This is a genomic window from Anaerovibrio lipolyticus DSM 3074 (assembly GCF_900141865.1).
Taxonomy (GTDB): domain Bacteria; phylum Bacillota; class Negativicutes; order Selenomonadales; family Selenomonadaceae; genus Anaerovibrio; species Anaerovibrio lipolyticus.
On the sequence record NZ_FQYW01000009.1, the window covers coordinates 74,183 to 94,700 of the forward strand.

Annotated in this window: 16 protein-coding genes; 7 read left to right on the forward strand and 9 right to left on the reverse strand. The window is 40.9% G+C overall.

Annotation, left to right across the window (positions count from 1 at the left end):
- The 3 genes from B6K08_RS06005 (at window position 1) to fucO (ending at window position 5,210) form a co-directional block, all read left to right on the forward strand.
- Window positions 1-2,655, forward strand: coding sequence for a DUF4127 family protein (locus B6K08_RS06005; RefSeq protein ID WP_080325686.1), 2,655 nt, complete (start codon window positions 1-3; stop codon window positions 2,653-2,655).
- A 95-nt stretch (window positions 2,656-2,750) separates the two neighbouring features.
- Entirely contained in the window at window positions 2,751-3,875 is a 1,125-nt protein-coding gene (locus B6K08_RS06010) for a DUF362 domain-containing protein (protein ID WP_039205962.1), read from the forward strand.
- Between the two features lie 189 nt (window positions 3,876-4,064).
- Window positions 4,065-5,210, forward strand: a complete 1,146-nt coding sequence (gene fucO / locus B6K08_RS06015) for a lactaldehyde reductase (protein ID WP_027407017.1) — start codon at window positions 4,065-4,067, stop codon at window positions 5,208-5,210.
- 148 nt (window positions 5,211-5,358) lie between these two features.
- Here fucO and B6K08_RS06020 read toward each other — a convergent pair whose 3' ends face one another.
- Both B6K08_RS06020 and B6K08_RS06025 read right to left on the reverse strand, forming a co-directional pair.
- Window positions 5,359-6,588: an ATP-binding protein gene (locus tag B6K08_RS06020; RefSeq protein ID WP_039205963.1), complete on the reverse strand. Its 1,230-nt coding sequence runs from the start codon at window positions 6,586-6,588 to the stop codon at window positions 5,359-5,361.
- Between the two features lie 136 nt (window positions 6,589-6,724).
- A complete protein-coding gene (locus B6K08_RS06025; protein WP_039205964.1) occupies window positions 6,725-7,717 on the reverse strand; it encodes a Fic family protein in 993 nt (330 codons plus the stop codon).
- 231 nt (window positions 7,718-7,948) lie between these two features.
- Between B6K08_RS06025 and B6K08_RS06030 the strand changes: the two genes are divergently transcribed.
- The 3 genes from B6K08_RS06030 (at window position 7,949) to B6K08_RS06040 (ending at window position 10,941) form a co-directional block, all read left to right on the forward strand.
- Window positions 7,949-8,530 carry a TetR/AcrR family transcriptional regulator gene (locus B6K08_RS06030; protein ID WP_039205965.1) on the forward strand — a complete coding sequence of 194 codons (582 nt, stop codon included), beginning with the start codon at window positions 7,949-7,951 and terminating at the stop codon, window positions 8,528-8,530.
- Between the two features lie 51 nt (window positions 8,531-8,581).
- Window positions 8,582-9,712 (forward strand): acyltransferase family protein, encoded by a 1,131-nt coding sequence (locus B6K08_RS06035; protein WP_159446715.1) that lies wholly within the window; start codon window positions 8,582-8,584, stop codon window positions 9,710-9,712.
- Between the two features lie 539 nt (window positions 9,713-10,251).
- The gene (locus B6K08_RS06040; protein WP_407639835.1) at window positions 10,252-10,941 is read left to right on the forward strand and encodes an MgtC/SapB family protein; all 690 of its coding nucleotides are present in this window, start codon (window positions 10,252-10,254) and stop codon (window positions 10,939-10,941) included.
- 67 nt (window positions 10,942-11,008) lie between these two features.
- On the opposite strand, the gene B6K08_RS06045 is transcribed toward B6K08_RS06040, so the two are convergent.
- Window positions 11,009-11,893 (reverse strand): Ltp family lipoprotein, encoded by an 885-nt coding sequence (locus B6K08_RS06045; RefSeq protein ID WP_052212369.1) that lies wholly within the window; start codon window positions 11,891-11,893, stop codon window positions 11,009-11,011.
- Between the two features lie 236 nt (window positions 11,894-12,129).
- On the opposite strand from B6K08_RS06045, the gene larA reads away from it, so the two are divergent.
- On the forward strand, window positions 12,130-13,416 hold the full coding sequence (gene larA / locus B6K08_RS06050; protein WP_039210077.1) for a nickel-dependent lactate racemase: 1,287 nt from the start codon (window positions 12,130-12,132) through the stop codon (window positions 13,414-13,416).
- A gap of 123 nt (window positions 13,417-13,539) precedes the next feature.
- On the opposite strand, the gene B6K08_RS06055 is transcribed toward larA, so the two are convergent.
- The 6 genes from B6K08_RS06055 to B6K08_RS06080 all read right to left on the reverse strand — a co-directional run bounded on the left by B6K08_RS06055 (window position 13,540) and on the right by B6K08_RS06080 (window position 20,507).
- The gene (locus tag B6K08_RS06055) at window positions 13,540-14,472 is read right to left on the reverse strand and encodes an Abi family protein (RefSeq protein ID WP_039210079.1); all 933 of its coding nucleotides are present in this window, start codon (window positions 14,470-14,472) and stop codon (window positions 13,540-13,542) included.
- A gap of 5 nt (window positions 14,473-14,477) precedes the next feature.
- Complete coding sequence (locus B6K08_RS06060) at window positions 14,478-15,113, reverse strand: lytic transglycosylase domain-containing protein (protein ID WP_052212372.1); 636 nt, start codon at window positions 15,111-15,113, stop codon at window positions 14,478-14,480.
- Window positions 15,113-15,715: a dephospho-CoA kinase gene (coaE, locus tag B6K08_RS06065; RefSeq protein WP_039210082.1), complete on the reverse strand. Its 603-nt coding sequence runs from the start codon at window positions 15,713-15,715 to the stop codon at window positions 15,113-15,115. The genes B6K08_RS06060 and coaE overlap by 1 nt, the downstream gene beginning before the upstream one ends.
- Before the next feature lie 39 nt (window positions 15,716-15,754).
- Window positions 15,755-16,585 carry a bifunctional DNA-formamidopyrimidine glycosylase/DNA-(apurinic or apyrimidinic site) lyase gene (mutM, locus tag B6K08_RS06070; RefSeq protein ID WP_039210084.1) on the reverse strand — a complete coding sequence of 277 codons (831 nt, stop codon included), beginning with the start codon at window positions 16,583-16,585 and terminating at the stop codon, window positions 15,755-15,757.
- 14 nt (window positions 16,586-16,599) lie between these two features.
- Entirely contained in the window at window positions 16,600-19,293 is a 2,694-nt protein-coding gene (gene polA, locus B6K08_RS06075) for a DNA polymerase I (protein WP_052212373.1), read from the reverse strand.
- Window positions 19,294-19,355: 62 nt separating this feature from the next.
- Complete coding sequence (locus B6K08_RS06080) at window positions 19,356-20,507, reverse strand: L,D-transpeptidase (RefSeq protein WP_159446716.1); 1,152 nt, start codon at window positions 20,505-20,507, stop codon at window positions 19,356-19,358.
- Window positions 20,508-20,518 lie beyond the last annotated feature (11 nt).

A 20,518-nucleotide genomic window follows, 5' to 3' on the forward strand; every position in this document is an offset into this window, starting at 1 on the left:
ATGAAAAAGAAATTATCCCTTATACTTTCCATGCTATCCATTATGTTTGGGCTGTCCTCACCGGTAGATATGCCCCCGGCCGAAGCAAAAGTTCAAAACACCGTGCAGTGCACCATTCTTTTTGTGCCTCACGACAATCGCCCTACCTCCTGTGAGCAATCCACCGAGGCTTTGGAGCTGGCTGGCTACAATGTTATCATGCCACCAAAGGATATGCTTGGAGGACTTAGAAATACAGCTGATACAAATGAGCTTTGGGGCTGGGTTAATAAAAATATTTCCAAAGCTGATGTAGCTGTAGTTTCCACTGACTCCCTTATTTATGGTGGACTGGTAGCCTCCCGCAACCATAACAATAGCGAGGAGGTGCTTCTTTATCGTACAAACAAATTCAAACAGTTAAAAAAATCAAACAAAAAATTAAAGATATTTGCTTTTGGCTCACTTATGCGTACCCCCAAAAATGGTGCTGCTGCCGGGGCTGAGGAGCCGGAATATTATCAGAAATATGGCGATAAAATTTTTAGGGTCTCTGCCCTTAATGACCAAAAGGAAACCAGAAAACTGACTAAATTGGAAAAGGAAGAACGTGAGGGACTTATGAATTCCATTCCAAGTGGAGTTTACAAGGACTACTTTGGAAGGCGGACAAAAAATATTAATGTTACCAAAAACCTTATGAATTTAGCCCAAAATGGAATCTTAAATTTTCTGGTTATTGGTAAAGATGACAATGCTCCTTTCTGTGCCACCCACCAGGAGGCACGGGAGCTAAATAATTTTGCAAAAAAGCAGGGACTTTCAAGGGACAAATTCATGGTAGCTACCGGTATTGATGAATTTGCCATGCTGCTGTTGGCCAGAGCTGCCAATACTATTGAAAATAAGCAATATACCGTCAATGTCCAATACAATACAGGAGTAGGCAAGGATACCATACCGAAATTCTCAGATGAGAAGCTATTTAAATCCATTCGTGATGAGCTGACAATGGCAGGAGCAAAGGAAACCAACAAACCAAATGCTGATTTATTCCTGCTGGTAAACACTGATCCTAAGGGGCGCACCACTGATGGGTATCCTGAACCAAATGATCCTGACCCGATGTACAATGATGGCAAGCCGCGAATCGGCACTCAATATTTCCTTGATATGGTAAAGGAAAATATTGCCAAAAAACGAAATGTTGCACTGGCTGATGTATGCTTTGCCAACGGCAGTGATAAGGCCCTTATGAACCTGCTTTCCGATAATAAGCTGCTGTTTAGACTCCGCTCCTATTCCGGCTGGAATACCCCAACCAACAGTACTGGCTTTGCTTTGGGACAGGGATTGGTAAACTTAAAAAACAGTCAGGAGGACTGTAACAGAATGCTGGTTAAACGTTATCTTGATGATTGGGGCTATCAGGCCTATGCAAGAGAAAAGCTGATGTGGAGTCTTCCCGATAGTAAGTATTACTTTAATCTGGCAGAATACGAAAAATACGCTGAAGATTTGGTGACAAAGGAATTGCGTGAATTTGCCGCTTGGCACCTCAGCGAATATCCAAATGCCACTGATATCAAGGTTACTTTTCCGTGGCATATTACCTTTATTGGAGGTATTACCATAAATGAGAACATTCCTAAAAAAAAATTAATCTTTAATGGACGCTGGAATATTGAAAATAATCAGGCCACCTGTGGTAATGGGGCTACCTATGTTACTGCCCGTTTTACAGGTACAAGTATTGCCGCAAAAATGGATGACAGAAATTGCTGGTGGCGCTATGAGATAGATGGTAAGCCATATAACCGAATAAAATTTAGGAATGAATTGACTACCCTTGCTGAGAACCTGCCAAAGGGTGAGCACAAAATAAAACTGGTACGCTCCACTGAAGGTGAAGCAGGACTAAGCACCTTCAAAGGCTTTGTTCTTAATGAGGGGGCTGAGATTTTGTCACCAGATGAGCCGAAACGGCTGAAGCTGGAATTTGTAGGAGATTCCATTACTGCAGGAGCCTTTAATGATGGTCCTCATGATGTGTTGAGTTACCACGATGTAGAGAACAACGATATGTCCTATGGCCCACAGCTTGCCAGAATGCTGGATGCGGATTACAGTGTTTTGGCTAAATCCGGTGAAGGCCTCGTACATAATTACTCTGAGGAATGGCCATACAACCAGGTTCATACCGCTGATCGCTACCCTTGGACCTATTATTCTTTTAACTGGAATGACCATCATTTAAACTGGGATTTTTCCAACAACAAAACTGATGCTGTGTTCATCTCTATTGGAGCGAATGATTTTTTATTTGAACCAAGGCCAACAGAAGACGAATTTATAAAGGAATATATACACCTTATAAAGGTCGTTAGAAAAAACAATCCAACAGCAGCCATTATTTGTCTGGAGCCTGTACCAACAGTTATTGGTCCTGATGCTGCAAGCTGGACTGAAATAGCAGTAACAAAGCTAAAAAATAACGGTGATAAAGACCTTTATTATATTCCGCTTAACAAGGATACCCCACTACTTAATGATTCTGATTATGTCGGTGACGGTGTTCATCCGACCCAGGAGGGTTCCAGAAAAATAGCTGAATATCTAAAAAATAAGGTAGAAACAATCCTAAAAAGTAAATTTGCTAAACTACCAGGGCACTGAATTAACCTAAAAAAACATTGCTTTGATTCACTGCTTTACTTATGTTATTCTTTAGGTAGATATGTTGTGTGTAATAATATGTTGGAGGTTATTGTATGGATAAATCAAAGGTTTATTTTACCGATTTTCGCGTTCCGGTTGGCACCAGTATTTTGGCCAAAATGAAAAAGCTTTTTATCAAAGCTGGATTTAAAAATATTGACATGGAAAATCAGTTCGTGGCTATCAAAATGCATTTTGGCGAGCTTGGTAACATGGCGTTTCTCCGTCCAAACTATGCCAAGGTTGTTGCCGATGTGGTTAAGGAACAGGGCGGTATTCCATTCCTTACTGACTGCAATACCCTTTATCCAGGCAGCAGAAAGCACGCCTTGGAGCATATGGACTGTGCTAACATAAACGGCTTTAATACTGTTACCACTGGTTGTCAGATTATTATTGGCGACGGTCTTAAGGGTACAGATGATATTGAAGTTCCTGTAAAAAATGGTGAATACTGCAAGACTGCCAAGATTGGCCGTGCCATTATGGATGCTGACGTATTCATTTCCCTGGCTCATTTTAAGGGCCATGAAATGACAGGCTTTGGCGGTGCAGTCAAGAATATCGGCATGGGCTGTGGAAGCCGTGCAGGCAAGATGGAACAGCATTCCTCCGGCAAGGTGGCGGTTGATATGGAAAAATGCCGTGGCTGTCAGGTTTGTGCCAAGCATTGTGGCTCCAATGCCATTACCTACGAAAACAAGAAGGCCATTATCAACAAGGATATTTGTAAGGGCTGTGGCCGTTGCATAGGTGCTTGTCCATTTGATGCCATCCACAATGACCAGTGGGATGCCGGAGATCTTCTTGACAAAAAGATGGCTGAGTACGCCCAGGCCGTTGTTCAGGACAGACCTTGCTTCCATATCAATATGATTATGGACGTATCTCCAAACTGTGACTGTCACGGTGAAAATGATGCACCTATTCTGCCAAATCTGGGTATTGCCTGCTCCTTCGATCCTGTAGCTCTTGACCAGGCCTGCGTAGATATTTGTCAGAAGGCTGAGCCTATCCGCAATTCCCAGTTAGGTGACAATATGGCTGACCCGCACCACCACGACCATGGAGACCACTGGCTTAACAACAACCCTAATGTTCATTGGAAGGAAACTCTGGAGCATGGTGAGAAAATCGGCATGGGTACCAGAGATTATGAATTGATTGTTATGAAATAAGAAGACAGAAGGCACTGGCTCATCATGAACCGGTGCTTTTTTATTATGCTTATCTGATATAGAACAAATCAAATTCTGTTATATTTGTTGGAATTGTGAGAAAATTCTTTATAATTATTGCCTTTATATATAAAAAGGGTTAAAATTTACATAGAGTTTGTTTAGAAACAATGATTGGAGGATGACAATATGGCAGACAGAATCGTATTAAACTCAATTTCTTACCACGGAGCAGGTGCTATCAACGAGATTATTGGTGAGGTTAACCGTGGAGGGTACACTCACATTTTTGTATGCACCGATCCGGATCTTGTAAAATTCGGCGTAACTGCAAAAGTTACAGATTTGCTCCAGAAGAATAATATTAAGTTCACTGTATATGACAAAATTAAGCCAAACCCTACCATCCAGAACGTGCAGGATGGCGTGGCTGCCTTTAAGGAATGCAAGGCCGATGCTATTATTGCTGTAGGTGGTGGCTCTTCCATGGATACTGCCAAGGCAATTGGTATCATTATCACAAATCCAGAATTTGCTGATGTACGTTCTCTGGAAGGTCTTGCACCAACCAAGAATCATGCAGTTCCAACCATAGCTGTGCCTACCACCGCCGGAACCGCCGCAGAGGTAACCATCAACTATGTAATCACAGATGTGGAAAAGCAGCGTAAATTTGTATGCGTTGACCCTAACGATATTCCTGATGTGGCAATTATTGACCCTGATATGATGTCCTCAATGCCAAAGGGACTGACTGCAGCTACTGGTATGGATGCTCTTACCCATGCTATCGAGGGTTATATCACCAGAGCTGCATGGGAACTGACGGATATGTTCCATCTTGAGGCAATCAAGCTCATTTCCCAGCATCTCCGTGATGCCGTAGCCAATAAGCCAGAAGGACGCAAGGGCATGGCAATGGCTCAGTACATTGCTGGCATGGGCTTCTCAAATGTTGGTCTTGGTATCGACCACGCCATGGCTCACACCCTCAGCGCCCATTATGACACTCCACATGGTGTTGCCTGTGCTATGCTGCTGCCAATTGCAATGGAATTTAACAAAGAGCACACCGGTGAGCGTTATCGTGAAATTGCCCGGGCAATGGGTGTAAAGAATGTTGATTCCATGTCTCAGTCCGAATACCGTGATGCTGCCATTGCCGCAGTAAAGAAGCTTTCCGAGGATGTTGGTATTCCAGCCAAAAACGACCGTATCAAGGAAGAAGATCTGGAAATTTTGGCCAAGGATGCTCTGGCTGATGCCTGCTATCCTGGCAACCCTTGTGAGGCAACCAAGGAGCAGGTTATCGATATGTTCCGCAAACTTATTTAAGTATTTAACATAATATAATTACCCCATTATATTGCGCCATATTGTGCGTACCCAAAAAGGCGTTGGTTCATCGCGAACCAGCGCCTCTTTTTTGTGTAGCACTTCCTATTTTTTGTGTAGCTATTATAATTTTTGTGGCCGGCAAATGTTAAAATTCTTGCTGGTCATTTAAAAAATCCATCAAATTTACATGATGTATGCCATTTCTCTTTTGCATTAAATAATCCGTTGTTATTACGTACTTGCTATAATTGTCCCTGATAGCCTCTAATGCCCTATATTCCCTATCCTCTGTCGCTTTGCTTTCCAATATTGTATATGCAACCTGCACATAGGAATAATCCATATTTCGACTCCTGAGGATAAAATCACACTCCAGCTTTCCAATACGTCCTATACTTACAGCATATTCCATGCTTTTAGCATAAGTAAATACAATATTTTCCAAATTTGGGCCATAATTTATTCGGTTATCTGTATTCAATGAATAATAAAAGCTCAAATCCGCCAGATAATACTTCTTCTCTCCCGAAAGTGATTTTTTGGATTTTATATCAAAACGTGGGCATTCATACAATATTTTTGCATCCAGTAATATTTGTATATATTTGGAAATAGTTGCCCTGCTGATTTTAAGCCCATTATTATTTAAGGCATCATATAGCTTTTTTATACTGGTTGTGGCCCCAAAATTACTGATAATATAATTTCGTACCGTCTCAAAAGCAGCGATATCCTTTATTTTTACTCTCCGCCGAATATCTTTTTTAATAATTTCATCTATAACACCATTAACATAAGTTCTTTTTGCTGACAGCTCATCTATATGTATGGTACGCGGAAAACCGCCTTCAAGAATATACGAGTTCAATTCCACGGCACCATTGCCGCTGATAGGCTTTTTATAAAATTTTTTCATGCCTTCGTATTCATCAAAGCTCAATGGAAACATCTCGAATTCAAGATAACGACCAGTAAGCTTTGTGACCAGTTCACCACTTAAAAGATAGGAATTTGAACCGGTTATGAAAATGGAGTAACCCCCTTCATTACGAAAACCATTTATCACTTCTTCAAAAGCCTCAACATTTTGAATTTCATCAATAAACAAATATTTTAATCCATCAGCTTGAGCATGCTTTTCTATTAGTTCTTCAAGCTGTTCCGGGGTTTTTATATTATGAAAACCTCTTTTATCAAGGTCAATATATACTATATTATCTGCCTGTACGCCCTGAGCCTTTATCTCCTCAGCAATGGTTTCCATAAGGCTGGATTTACCGCAACGACGAACTCCTGTGATAACTTTTATAATGTCATCATCATTGTAAAAAGGGCGAATCCTTCTCAGATATTTTTCCCGTTGATATAGTTTCATATTATCACCCCCGTTAAAATCATTATATGATTATATGCCGTTATTCGCAAGTTATCGTTACATATTTTGATATTTTTTCATTTTATGCAACGATAACTGGCATTTAACTAATAAAAATCTCCCAGCATTCTTATCTTCAAATCTTAACATACCTCTGATTTTTGCTATTGGGCTTGTCTGGAATGGTCATTTTTACAAGCCCCAGTTCAATGGCAGGATTGATATAATTTTTGCGGAGGGTGTCTCTGGACTTTAACCCCAGCTGCTCCATTACAGAAGTGGCGGTATAAGGCACATCATATTCCATTACCGTCAGCATACGCTTAACATACTCGCTGGTATTGGCACCAGACTTACTGATCTGGTTAATCACCTCATCCATTATTCCATCAATTATTTCCAGCATGAACTCAATAAAGAAATCAGAGTTGCCGTTAATGTGGCACTTGGCAATGGCATCATAATATTCCTGCTGGTATTTCTCAATCTGGCTTTCCAGTGGAACAGCTTCAAAGATTTTTCGCCATCTATACAGAATTACTGTATGCCAAAGCCTTGCCATTCGGCCGTTGCCATCGGCGAAGGGGTGAATGAATACAAATTCATAATGAAAAACAGCGGCCATTATTAAAGGATGGACCTTTCCCTCATAATCTTTCACCCAATTTAATAGCTGCTCCATCAGCTCCGGAACCATATTGGGAGGCGGCGCAACAAAAATACATTTATCACCTGAAAAAACGCCCTCTTCCCCTTTGCGGAAATCACCTGACTCCTTCACCGTCAAATAAGTCATAATTCCATGAATCCGCTTTAAATCATCAATACTTCCGGGATTAATTTTGCCAATCTCATCATAGGCAGCAAAAGCATTTTTTACTTCCTGAATTTCCGTCTTGTCACCAATAACCATGTGTCCATTAATAACATCCCTGACTTCATCCAGAGACAAGGAATTGTCCTCAATTTTTAAGGATGAATGAATTGAGCGAATTCTGTTATTCCTGCGTAAATGCGGCTTTGCTTCCAGATCCTTATGACTGGTAATCCTGCCAACCTTTTCTGAAATGGAAGAAACCAGCTCCAGCATACGGTTTGAAATTGTATATGGTGGCATATACTCACCCATTACCTCACCCCCATCTTACTCATTATCTTACATTCTATCTTACCTATTATCTTATATTTTATCCTCGTAAAAAGCAATATATTACGCAAAAACTTTAGGCCTGAGACAGGAGCTTTTAATAATGGAATATCTTAGTAAACATATCACCATAAAATAAACAAACAACTTAATTACTGTATATTATATCCTTTTCATTTGACACCGACCGATTAATCGGTTATTATAAAAAACATGAGAAAGCGTGATGATCAGAAGAAGAATTTAATATTGAAAACCACTGCCACTCTCATGGCAAAACAAGGAATAAATGGCGTATCCATGGCCATGATTGCCAAGGCTTCGGGGGTACCACAGGCGACTATTTACGTTTATTTCAGCAGCAAGGAGGAGCTGCTCAAGGAACTGTATAAATATGTTATACAGAAAAACTGCGACTATATCATGAAGGATCTTGATCTCAACGGTGATATAAAGGAGTGCTTCAAAAAGTACTATTGGCGCATGGTGGATTATTTCCGGCATTATCCTACGGAATTCCAGGTTTACGAACAGTTCATGTCCTCCATGATGGGCAAATCACTGGTGCTGGATAATGTCACAGATCTATTTCAGCCTATGTATGCCTTTGTTGAACGGGGTCAACGGGAAGGCATTATTAAGCAGGAGCTTCATCCAATTGTGGTGCTGAGCTATTTCTCTCTCCTGGCCGCCAATATTGAAAAGGGCAAGCTATTTTGGGGAAACAGGGCTGATGATCTGGTTTACCAAATAATTTTTGATACCAGCTGGGATGCTGTTACTATACATAAATAATTCTTTGAAGGGTGTTGTTAATTTAAGATGATGGGAAAGCGTTTATTTTTTATGGACAATCTGAAAATGTTCATTATTAATTTAATGATCGTTTTTCATTTGGGACTCTGCTATATGGCCTATGCACCTGAATGGTGGTATGTCGTGGATACAGAGCATTGTTCATTGTTCCTTACCGGCTTTGTTTGCTGGGTAGATGTTTTTATTATGCCGATAATGTTCTTTGTCAGCGGCTATTTTGGCATAATGACCTTAAATAAGCACGGCGATGGTAAATGGTGGTCCGGTCGCTTTAAGAGAATTATCGTTCCATGGATTGGCGGTACTTTATTATTTGCGGCTCCAGTATCATATCTTACATTTTTTAGTCGTAATGCTCCTGTAAGCTTTTCTGAATTTTGCAGTAATTGGTTTTTCTTTGACCCTGTAAACGGTGGCTCCGGTGTTTTCTTTTCACATATTCAATACTGGTTTTTAGGTATCCTTACGGTCTTTTACCTTATATTGTTTATATTAACCAAGCTGGACAAGAGTATGCTTGAGCAGTGTGCCCCTTCAAAGCCTGGAAAGGTTATGGCCTGGAGCTTATTTATTTTTGTATTCTGCAACGTTGTGGCCATGGATATTATTACAGGCTTTGATGATCTGTGGATTCACCTTAGCTATTTCCTTGTTTTGCAGCCATGCCGTGTTCTTCCTTATGTATGGGCATTTTTCTTGGGAGCTTACGCCTGGAGGCATCAGTGGTTCACCGAGGATGGATACAAGCCCTCTGTTGCTAAATGGGTACCTTTATTTGCTGTGATGACCTTTGCATACCCTATGTGGATTCTTATGGGAAGATTTTTTGTTGCCAATGCACTTCAGTTCGTTTTTATTAGAGGAATTTTGCAGGCAGCAATGTTTACATCATCCTTTTATGGCCTGTTGGCAATTTTCTGTCGTTTTTTCAACCGCACCAATAAATTCTGGAGCGAAATGGCGGCAAATTCCTATACTATGTACTACTGTCACATGCAGATAGTATTCCCGGTAGCATATTTCCTGTTACCACTGGATATTTCCTGGTTCCCAAAATGGATATTAAGCTCTATAATCGGTCTCATAATAGTTTATTGCGTCAGCAAGCTATTACTGTTCCTGCCATGCTTTGCCGGCAGCAAAAAAGCAAAGATTTCTTAAATTAAATAACAAGCTAACGGGGAGTTTTTCTTGATTAAAAAAGGGAAAACTCCTCTTTTTGTAGAATAAGCAATTAAATTGTTTTTGAAAATAAAAAAAGCACCTGACAAATGTCAGCTGCAGCTTCTATTTAGTGAAGAATTCTCTAAAATTAGAGAATAGACTTCACAAGGGCACGTACTTCACTCATAGCCAGCTCTGGTGCAAAGATGCAAGGAATAGCTGCTGCTATGGCGAATAACCCTACCATTGAAAATAACATATCGATGTTAGTCAATGTTCCCACTCCTTTCGTGGCGATATTCAGTTTTCAACAACCTGTTTGATAGTTTATAACAATTATTGATTAGTGTCAAGTATTATTTTAAAATATGATAACGCCATTGTTCAAATTTTTCTTCTTTAGAAGAAAAATCTTCCAATTAGCGTTTCAACGAGCTGGGAGATATGCTCACCAGCTGTTGTAGTTTGTTTTCCCCCACCTAAAGAGGAAGGGGACATCTGAAAGCTCGTTATTAATATTTTTTGGCGGTGATAGTATGGAAATGAGTTTTGTAACCCCCAATGACATGGTTTTATTAGGAAGATTGGCCTTATCCTGTATATTAGGTGGCCTCATCGGATACGAGCGTGAGTCCAAAAGCAAATCAGCAGGTCTGAGAACCAATATGCTGGTATGTATTGGCTCTTGTCTTATAATGATACTTTCTACTGAAATATATTCCACAGTTGAAGGAAAAACCAATGCAGATCCAGCCAGACTGGCGGCTCAGGTGGTTAGTGGAATAGGTTTTCTTGGTGCCGGTGCAATAATGAAGGAAGGGCTTAATGTCACCGGACTTACCACTGCAGCCTGTTTATGGGTAGTAGCTGGAGTAGGTCTATCTGTAGGTGCGGGATATTATATTAGTGCCTTCTTTACTTCTGTATTAGTATTCCTGGTACTGGAGGTATTTGCCAAGCTGGATTCCTTCCACAAAATAGATAAAAAGCTAACCGCCAAGATAATCATAAAAAATAATTCCACCGCCGTCCAAGAGGTGTACGATACCTTAAAGCTTCATAATATTAAGATCTGCCAAATAAAAATGAAAAATGCAGAGCATGCCCATGATGATTCACAGGTTGTGGTGGAAATGGAGCTTATAAATACCAAGAATATTCGGGAGGTAGAGGTAACCCATGCCCTATATGCCCTGGACGGTGTAGAAACTGTAGAGCTTACATAATACAAATAACCAAAAATAAAGGAGGCCGTTTGGTCTCCTTCTCTTTTTCACAATTTATTCCTAATTTTTAAATATGTGACATGGCAAACTGCACTTCTTCCTTTGAAAAGCCTTCGATGGAAAGACGTTGGCTTATTTTATTTGCCGTCCACCCCATTTGTGAATACTGCCGTGCCTTACCCAGAGCCTGATTATTCCAGTCTGCATATACATTAGTCATAGCGTAAAAGGCCTCTTCCCTTGTAAAGCCCTCATTTGGTGATAAAAGCTGGGTGTAAATGCCCTTCTTGGCGTAATATCCCTGGGACAAATATTCCTTTGCCCTTTCCAAAGCGTTATTGTTCCAGTCTATGGCAGCGTGCTCAGATGTATTAGTGGCTTTGTCTCTTGGATATCCCATTGACAGAAGATATCTAAAGAAGCCTTTTTTTGATAGGTGCTTTTGAACTGCATATTCTTCCACCGTCTGAGCTATTCCCTGATTTTGTGTAGGGGTATTAACAGTAGGCTGATGTCCAGCACTAGGCTGGTGGCCCCCACTAAGTCTTTGAATGGCAAGCTGATTTAATTCCGAAAGCACCAAATCCGGATCTGCATTTGCAGTTACATGGGCAAATACATGAATATCACCATCTGCGTCAATACTGCGCTTAATTACTTTATTTTGAACCTTTAAAAAGCTGCTGCTGAAGGTGATAATTTCATCACGAGTCACCACTGAATTTTCCACTTTGGTATTGCTGGCCACAATAACTCCCAACTGTTCAGAAATATTCCGCAGTGCCTCCTTTACAGCATTATCCTCCCCCTGCTGCAGGGTTTCGTTGTCACTAAGGGTATATTCTCCCACAGCAATATAGCTTTCCATTTTTGCTTCACTGAACTGAGGCACAAAAAACAGGATGGCTGCAGACAGCAATATATGGCATAATATTTTTTTACACTTAAACATTTTTGGGCTCCTGTTATAGTTTAAAATAAAAGCTTCCATGGCTTAATCAGCCTTCTATGACAATATTGTATTAGTTTTGAATTGGTTATTGCAAGTTAGAATTGGATGAGAATCATATATGAATTGTAATTATCCTCAAAAAATGTTAAAATTTATCAGACGAAAAGAAGGATTTTAAAAATATTTGTCGAACGAATTTAAACGAGGATATATATACGAAAGGATGAGAAATCGTTATGTCTAATACAAAAACAGTAAGCTTTCTCTATGACGATGGGGCCATTGATCTGGAAGTTCCTGCAGAAAGTGCCGTATTGACATCCCGTGTGGATGAGCTAAAAAGCACCCGCTCCGGCAGGGAAATTGTTCACGAAGCTATGATGAATCCTATCGATAGCCCACTTCTTTCAGAGCTTGCTAAGGGTAAGCCTGATTGCTGCATTATCATTTCTGACCACACCCGTCCTGTTCCAAGTCAGGATATTTTGCCTGAAATGATTGCTGAGCTGCGCAAGGGGAACCCGGATATAAAGATTAAGTTTTTGGTGGCTACCGGCTTCCACAGACCTACAAATATGGAAGAATTGCGCAACAAATTAGGTAATGACTTGTATGATGAATTTAAAAATGATATCATAGTACATGATGCACATAACCCTGAATGCAACACCAAGGTTGGTGTACTTCCTTCAGGCCCTGACTGCATCATTGATAAGGTTGCAGCTGAATCCTCCCTGCTTATTGCTGAGGGATTTATTGAGGCCCACTTCTTCGCTGGTTTCTCCGGAGGCCGCAAGAGTGTATTACCTGGTATCTGCGATGCCGTTACTGTTATGGGCAATCATTGCGGTGAGTTTATTGCATCTCCTTATGCCCGCACCGGTATCCTTGAGGGTAATCCACTCCATATAGATATGGTGGCTGCTGCCCGTATGGCTAAGCTGGCCTTTATCTGTAACGTAATTATTGATGAGGACAAGAAAACCGTTGCTGCTTATGCAGGCAACTTCGAAACAGCACATCTGGAGGGTACAGAATTCCTCGCAAAATACTGTGCCGTAAAACCAGCTCCTGCTGATATTGTCATTACAACCAACGGTGGTTATCCACTGGACCAGAACGCATACCAGTGTCCAAAGGGTATGACTGCCGCTGAAGCCTCCATTAATGAAGGCGGTGTCATAATAATGCTGGCCACCTGTAAAGACGGTCACGGCGGTCAGTCTTATTATGACTCTATACACGATGCTGCCACTGCCGACGAATTCTTCCAGAAGTGCGTTAACACTCCTCAGAAGGAAACTCTGCCTGATCAGTGGTGTGCCCAGGTGTGGTGCCGTATTTTAAGAAAACACACTGTACTCTTTGTGGCCGCTCCAGAGCAAAAACAGCTTATTGAGGACCTAAAGGCCCACTACTTCCCTACTTTGGAAGAGGCTTATGCTGAGGCTCGCCGCATTAAAGGCGAAAATGCTACTGTAACCTGTATTCCAAACGGAATATCCGTTATAGTACGCGATTAATTATTGTCGTTCCCTAACATTACATACACATTTTTATCCAAACATGATTATCCAATGATAATCCAAGCAAAAACAGCTGCCATATACCCCCGGCAGCTGTTTTTGTTTACTTATTTATTATTTTTAATGATTCTTGTTGTCACAAATTTTATCAAAATAAAATTTTACAAGCTTTTGTGCATATTTTAGCACCGGCAAAACAATATTATTATTCTCGAAATAAAACATGTGACGATTAAAACGCTTATTTACCAAATCATGTAAAAGCTCCAGCTGAAATTCCTTTTCCTCCTCACTGGTAACAATATTCCAGAAGACATATAAGGTAATATTCAGCTCCTTAATAAAGGTGACATGATTCATTTCCCTGGATTCATCCTCATCCAACCCCATGCCGACTGCTATTCTTATGGCATCCTCAGTATCACTGGCCGTCGCAGAAGGATGTAGATTAAACATCAAACAGTTATTATGGGCAATGGAATTTCTAAGGTTCTTTACCACATTAATATATTTTGTATCAACATGCTTTTGTTGGTATTTCTCAAAATACATATCATAAAGGTCAATAAACTGGGAAAAGGTCTGAACCTCTATAATATTCCAAACCGCAAAATTCCCCCTGTATTTCTCAATAAGTCCCTTGGCATATTTAGTTTGGTGGCGGGAAAGCTCCTTATCAAGGTATTTACGCTTTTCCATGTATTCATTGACTATATCATAGCCGTTTTCTTTTTTGTTTCTTGCAAGCGCATTAAGAAGCTGAATCTTGGCATAATGCTCCACATCCTGCACAATATTAAACATAACCCGCCGATAATATAAATCAAGCAGGGAAAGCTCCTTCAAATGTGCAAATTCCAAAGCAAGATATCTGGTGCCCACACCAGGCTTTTTTATTTTTTCAAAATTCTCAGCATAATGCTTCAGACGAAAATAATAAGTATGTTTTGCCAGATATTCCAATGCCTCTGGCTCTTTTACAATATTAAAGCCGATATTTTTCGACTTCATTTGCTGTATCTGACCTTCAAGATTAAGCTTATTATTAGCCAAAAGGTTTACTCCCTCTTTCCGTAAAGTTCTATGTACTTCTTTTCATTTCTTAAAACGCCCCTGACATACATTTCAGTTTCCCTGAAAGGAATGGCGGAAATATCACTAAAATCGTAATCCCAGCCGTACTGCTCCATCCACTCCTCCACGTTGCCATGACCTGCATTATAAGCTGCCAATGCCAATATCTTGTTTCCATGAAAATCTCTTAATAACCGTGAAAGATACCATGAACCGTAATATATGTTAATTTCAGGAGTTTCCAGCCGCTCCTTGGAATAGTCATTATCATGCATTTCAGAGGCTATCCACTCAGCCGTACTCGGCATAAGCTGCATCAAGCCAACTGCCCCCGGTGTAGAAACAGCATTATTTTTAAAGTTGCTTTCTGACTTTATTACAGCTGCAACCAAAAACTCATCCACATTGTTTTCCTTACAGCAAACCTGGACAATCTCCTGATACTCATAAGGAAACATAAAAGTCCGCTGGACACTTTTCTGCTGCATTACAAAAAAAGTAACAAATGCCATAAGGAGGATAATTATTCCTACAGCACAGCTCCAGGTTCTTCTCTGAAATTCCTTTTTCCTGAGTAGATATTCACGGCGACGTTTTAAGCGTTCGTCTTCCCTGTCCATTACTCACCCTCTATCCTTAAATGTTCCAGTTTTTCATCCAACTGACGGCGAAGTCTCTTCCTGTCAGCATTATTATTTATAATTACATCGCTTAATTTTTTCTTTTCTTCAAGACTCATCTGGGAATCAATACGCCGAACAGCTTCATCGTGATTAAAATCATTACGGGACATAAGCCTTCTAAGCTGTGTATCACGGCTGACATAAACCAGCCATTTCTCATCTACCAGCTTATCGTATGACGTCTCAAATAATAGGGGCACATCGAGAAAAATTACCTTTTCCCCTTCATCACCGGCAGCCTTCACCTGAGACATCATCTCATCCTTTATCAGAGGATGAACCAGACTGTTAATAGCATCCAGCTCCTTTTTATCCCGAAAAACTATATCCGCTACAGCCTGGCGGTTCAAGGATCTGTCTGGATTAATAACCTTACTGCCATAGCGGGCAAAATAAACCTGCCATATTGAACAATCAGGCTCCGCCAGCTCCCAGGCAATTTTATCGCAATCCACTACAGTATAGCCTTGCTGGCGAAGATACTTTGTAACGGTACTCTTACCGCTGGCTATGCCACCTGTTAAACCGATAATCTTCATATTTTAAGCGTTCCTTAAAAATTAAATTTATCCCAAAATTTATTTCAACTTTTGGCACTTAGGACAATAAACTGTTCCCCTGCCGCCAACCTTTATTTTCTCCATTATAGTACCACATTTTCGGCATGGCTGACCACCACGACCATAAGCATAGAGATTATTCTGATGACTTCCCTTCCCGCCAACGCCGTCACGATAATCACGGAAGGTGGTACCACCGTCATTTATTCCGTCCTCTATGACTTTATTAATACAAGCATGAAGCTTTTTTGCTTCTGCACCAGTTACAGAATCCGGAGTTCTAAGAGGATTTATTCCAGCCAAAAACAGGCACTCATCCACATATATATTCCCAAGCCCAGCAATATAGTTCTGCTTTAACAAAAAGGATTTAATTTTCCCCTTTTTCCCGGACAAAACATCTTTAAGGTACTCTATTGTAAAATCATCACTAAGAGGCTCCGGCCCCAGTTCTGCAAGTCCATTAATCATAGACAGCTCATCTTCCCGCATAGCGTAAATAGTACCCAGAGTGCGGGTATCGGCAAATACGAAACGGGCACCATCATCTAAGTGGAAAATTATACGGGAATGCTTTCTATCAGAATCATTGGGACCACAATAGCAGGCCTGTCCACTCATTCTTAGATGAATTACAAGGAAAATATGGTTATCAAGTACTAAAATAAGATATTTTCCCCTTCGCTGAAGCTCCCTTATCCTCTGTCCCTTAATACGGGATACAAATTCCTCAGGGGAAGGGTGCTTAATCTGACGGGACAGCAAAAGCTCCACATCATCAATTCTTCTACCTTTAATATGGGGCTCCAATGAACGTTTTATTGTTTCCAGCTCCGGCATTTCAGGCATACTAATTCCCCCTATCACTTGGCCTCAGCCCAGTTTTTGCCCATGCTAATATCAATGGAAAGCGGAACACTTAAGGAAACTATATTTTCCATAGCATCCTTAAGGATAGATTTTACAGCTTCAAGCTCAGACTCAACCACTTCCAAAACAAGCTCATCGTGAACCTGAAGGAGTATCCTGCTTTTCAGCTTGGCATCCTTAATCATCTTATGGGCTTTAATCATTGCCAGCTTAATAATATCAGCTGCTGTACCTTGAATAGGCGTATTCATGGCCATTCTTTCCGCCAACATACGCTGCATATAATTAGAGCTGTTAATAGATGAAAGCTCACGTCTACGGCCATAGGCTGTCTGAACATACCCCTTGGCATGGGCATCCTCAACGACCTTATCTATAAAGGTCTTAACGCCCTTACATTTTTCAAAATAGCTATCAATATAGCCTGCCGCTTCCTTACGGGTAATGCCCAAATCCTGCGACAAGCCATAATCACTGATACCATAAACAATACCAAAGTTAACTGCCTTGGCGTGACGACGGAGTGTTGGCGTTACCTCCTCCATAGGAATCCCAAATACCTCCGCTGCTGTACGGGCATGAATATCCTCATTATTTTTAAATGCCTTAATAAAATTCTCATCCTGTGACATGTGGGCCAAAACCCTAAGCTCAATCTGGGAATAATCTGCACTAAGGAGATAATCATACCCAGCACCTGGCTCAAACAGCTGACGGATTTTCTTTCCCTCCTCAGTACGGACAGGAATATTCTGTAAATTAGGATCCGAGCTGCTAAGTCTGCCAGTGGCGGTAACAGTCTGATTAAAGGATGTGTGAACCCGGTTGGTTCCGCTATCAATAAGCTGGCTTATACCGTCAAGATAGGTAGACTTCAGCTTAGTCCAAAGGCGGTAGCTCAATATCTTCTCAATAACAGGATGCTCCCCACGAAGCTGATTAAGCACTTCGGCATTAGTAGAATAACCAGTCTTTGTTTTTTTAATAACTGGAAGACCTAATTTTTCAAAGAGAACCTCCCCTAGCTGTTTTGGAGAATTTACGTTAAAATCCATGCCAGCCAGCTCACGGATTTCCTTATCAAGATCAGCTATAGTCTTACCTACAGCAACAGACTGCTCATGAAGATTTTTCCGATTCACATAAATACCATTCTTCTCCATATCAGCCAATACATCCACCAATGGAAGCTCCATGTCATTGTAGAGCTTTTCCAGCTCCTTTTCCTCAAGCTGATGAAGCATGTCTTCACTAAAATGTTCCAGTGCAAAGGCCTGCCATGACACATTATTATATATGTCGGTCCCCTTTTCAGGAGCAGTAAGGGTAGGAGCAAAGGCTGCTGCCAACTCACTAACATCGTATTTTGAGCTTGCAGGATTCAATAGATAGCCAATGAGCTCCAAATCATAAACCTTGCCTGTCACTTCAACATTGGCATGATAATAATTTTTTAAGCCATGAATATATTTAACCACTGACTCATCAGAGAACAGCACCTTTAAAATCTTCCATAGCTCATTTTCTGCGGCATTTTCATCAAAAAACAGAGAATCCTGTCCAAAATCCCCCTTGGTTGAAACATCTACAAAATAGCGCTTACCATTTACCGCAACACCAAGTCCAGTCAGGGCTACAGAAGGAATCTTACCACTGAAAACAGCAGCAGCACTTATTCTACCGGCCTGACGGCACTCATCCACCAGCTTCTTGGCTGCAGAAGCATCATTTATCACCTGACATTCAGGGAGCCTTTCTTCAGAAGCAGCTTCCACTGCCACCCCTTCAGAAATAAATGGCTGAATTGCCTTCAGCATAGACTTAATATTGTAACGCGTGTAAAAGCGGGTCAGCTCATTACCAGCAGTAGTAATTTTAAAGGCTGTATCATCAAATTCCACTGGAACATCTAAACGTATAGTAGCCAGTTTCTTTGATAAAATGGCCATCTGCTGATTCTCACGAATATTTTCCTGCAGCTTCTTGCCCGCAATTTCCTCAATATGAAGAAGAACCTCCTCCACACTTCCATAGGCTGCAAGCAGCTTGGAGGCTGTCTTTGGTCCCACTCCCGGAACTCCAGGAATATTATCGGAGGTATCTCCCATAAGCCCCTTCATATCAATGAGCTGAATAGGATCAAGACCGTCATATTCCTCCTGAAAGGCTGTAACATCATAAACCTTAAGCTCAGAAATGCCCTTCTTGGTGAAAAGCACACTTAAGTCAGGCTTCACAAGCTGGAGAGCATCCCTATCCCCGGTAACAACATAGGCCTCGCAGCCATTATCCACAGCCTTGTTGGCCAAAGTGCCAATAATATCATCTGCCTCATAACCAGGCAGCTCCACCAGAGAAATCCCCCATGCTTCAGCCATTTCATGCAATAAAGGAATCTGGCTTAAAAGTTCAGGAGGCGTAGGTTTTCTGGTGCCCTTATATTCAGCAAACATTTCATTACGGAAGGTCTTTTTCCCCGCATCAAAGGCTATAACCAAATAATCAGGCTTCCATTCAGTCATAAGCTTTACCAGCATATTTGAAAAGCCATAAATCGCATTGGTAAATTCCCCGGACTTTGATTCCAAAAGTGGCAAAGCATAAAATGCCCTATACAAGAGAGAACTTCCATCTAAAATAAAAAATTTCTTTTTCAAACCGATACCCCCATCTACACGCTTCCGCATATAGGCACAAGAAAGCAGAGATATAATATACCTCTGCTTTGTCAAAACAAACTCACTAAAAATTATTTTTTTACAGGCTCTATATTTCTCACAGGATCTATATTTCTATTAAATACGGCAGTTTCATTAACCTTGGTTCCAGTATCACTATTTGTTACTTCTGCAGTTTTTTTAGGTGGATTAGTTGTATACACCATAGAATTACTGGAGTATTTACCGCCATTTATATTAAAAATAGCCTCTGCTTCATCTGCATTGATATAAAGAACATTCTTAAAGTTATTAATGGTAGCAGTGCCATAGGATGTTCTCACCATTCCGGCAGCATTATCAACGTAAACTGGCATATTCAGAGCCTCAGCCATCTGATAAACCGGCAAATAATAGATACCATCCTTCTGAACAGCCTTCCATTCCAAGGTCTTACCATTAACTGTTAAATTGAACGGCTTTGCCACAAATGTAGGCTGGCCATCCTCGGCAGCAATTTTCTCTTTTATGGCATCATCACTTTCAAAGCATTCCACACCATAACCATGAAGCCATTCATTGATCTGTTCAACAGAAAGTGGCTGACAGTCATAGGCATCTGGGTAAATGTAGTACACCACTGTGCCGTCATTCGATTTTTCCATAACACAGCGATTGTAGAAAACCTCCACAGGAGTGCCTACCTCAACCCGTTCATACAGATCCTCCACATCCTCCTCCAGCATACGGATACACCCCTTGGAGGCGTAGGTACCAATACTGGAAGGGTTATTTGTACCATGAATACCATAATAACCATTAAATCCAATCCAACGATACCCCAGTGGATTAGATGGACCGGAAGTAACCACATTGCTACGGTCAGCAGGATCAACCCAAGTAGGATTAACCTCTTTCTCGTTAACTTTATAATAGCCAACAGGAGAACGATTGGTATATCGGCCACAAGCTATAGGATACAGCTTGGTTTTAACTCCCTTCTCAAATAAATAAAGCCCACGATTGGCCAAATTAATCATAATTTTCGTGCCGTCATTAACCTTGGGTATCAATTCCTCTTCATGAAGCTCCACCTGTGCACTAGCCACAGCTGCTGCCTGTTCCCTTGTAACATCGGCTATATTAATATCTATTCCCTCTGGTTCAGCTGCCCAAGCTGTACCAAATGTAAACATTGTTGCTGCACATATCATGCCAGCCAATGTTTTCATTCTAAATGCCATTATATTCATCC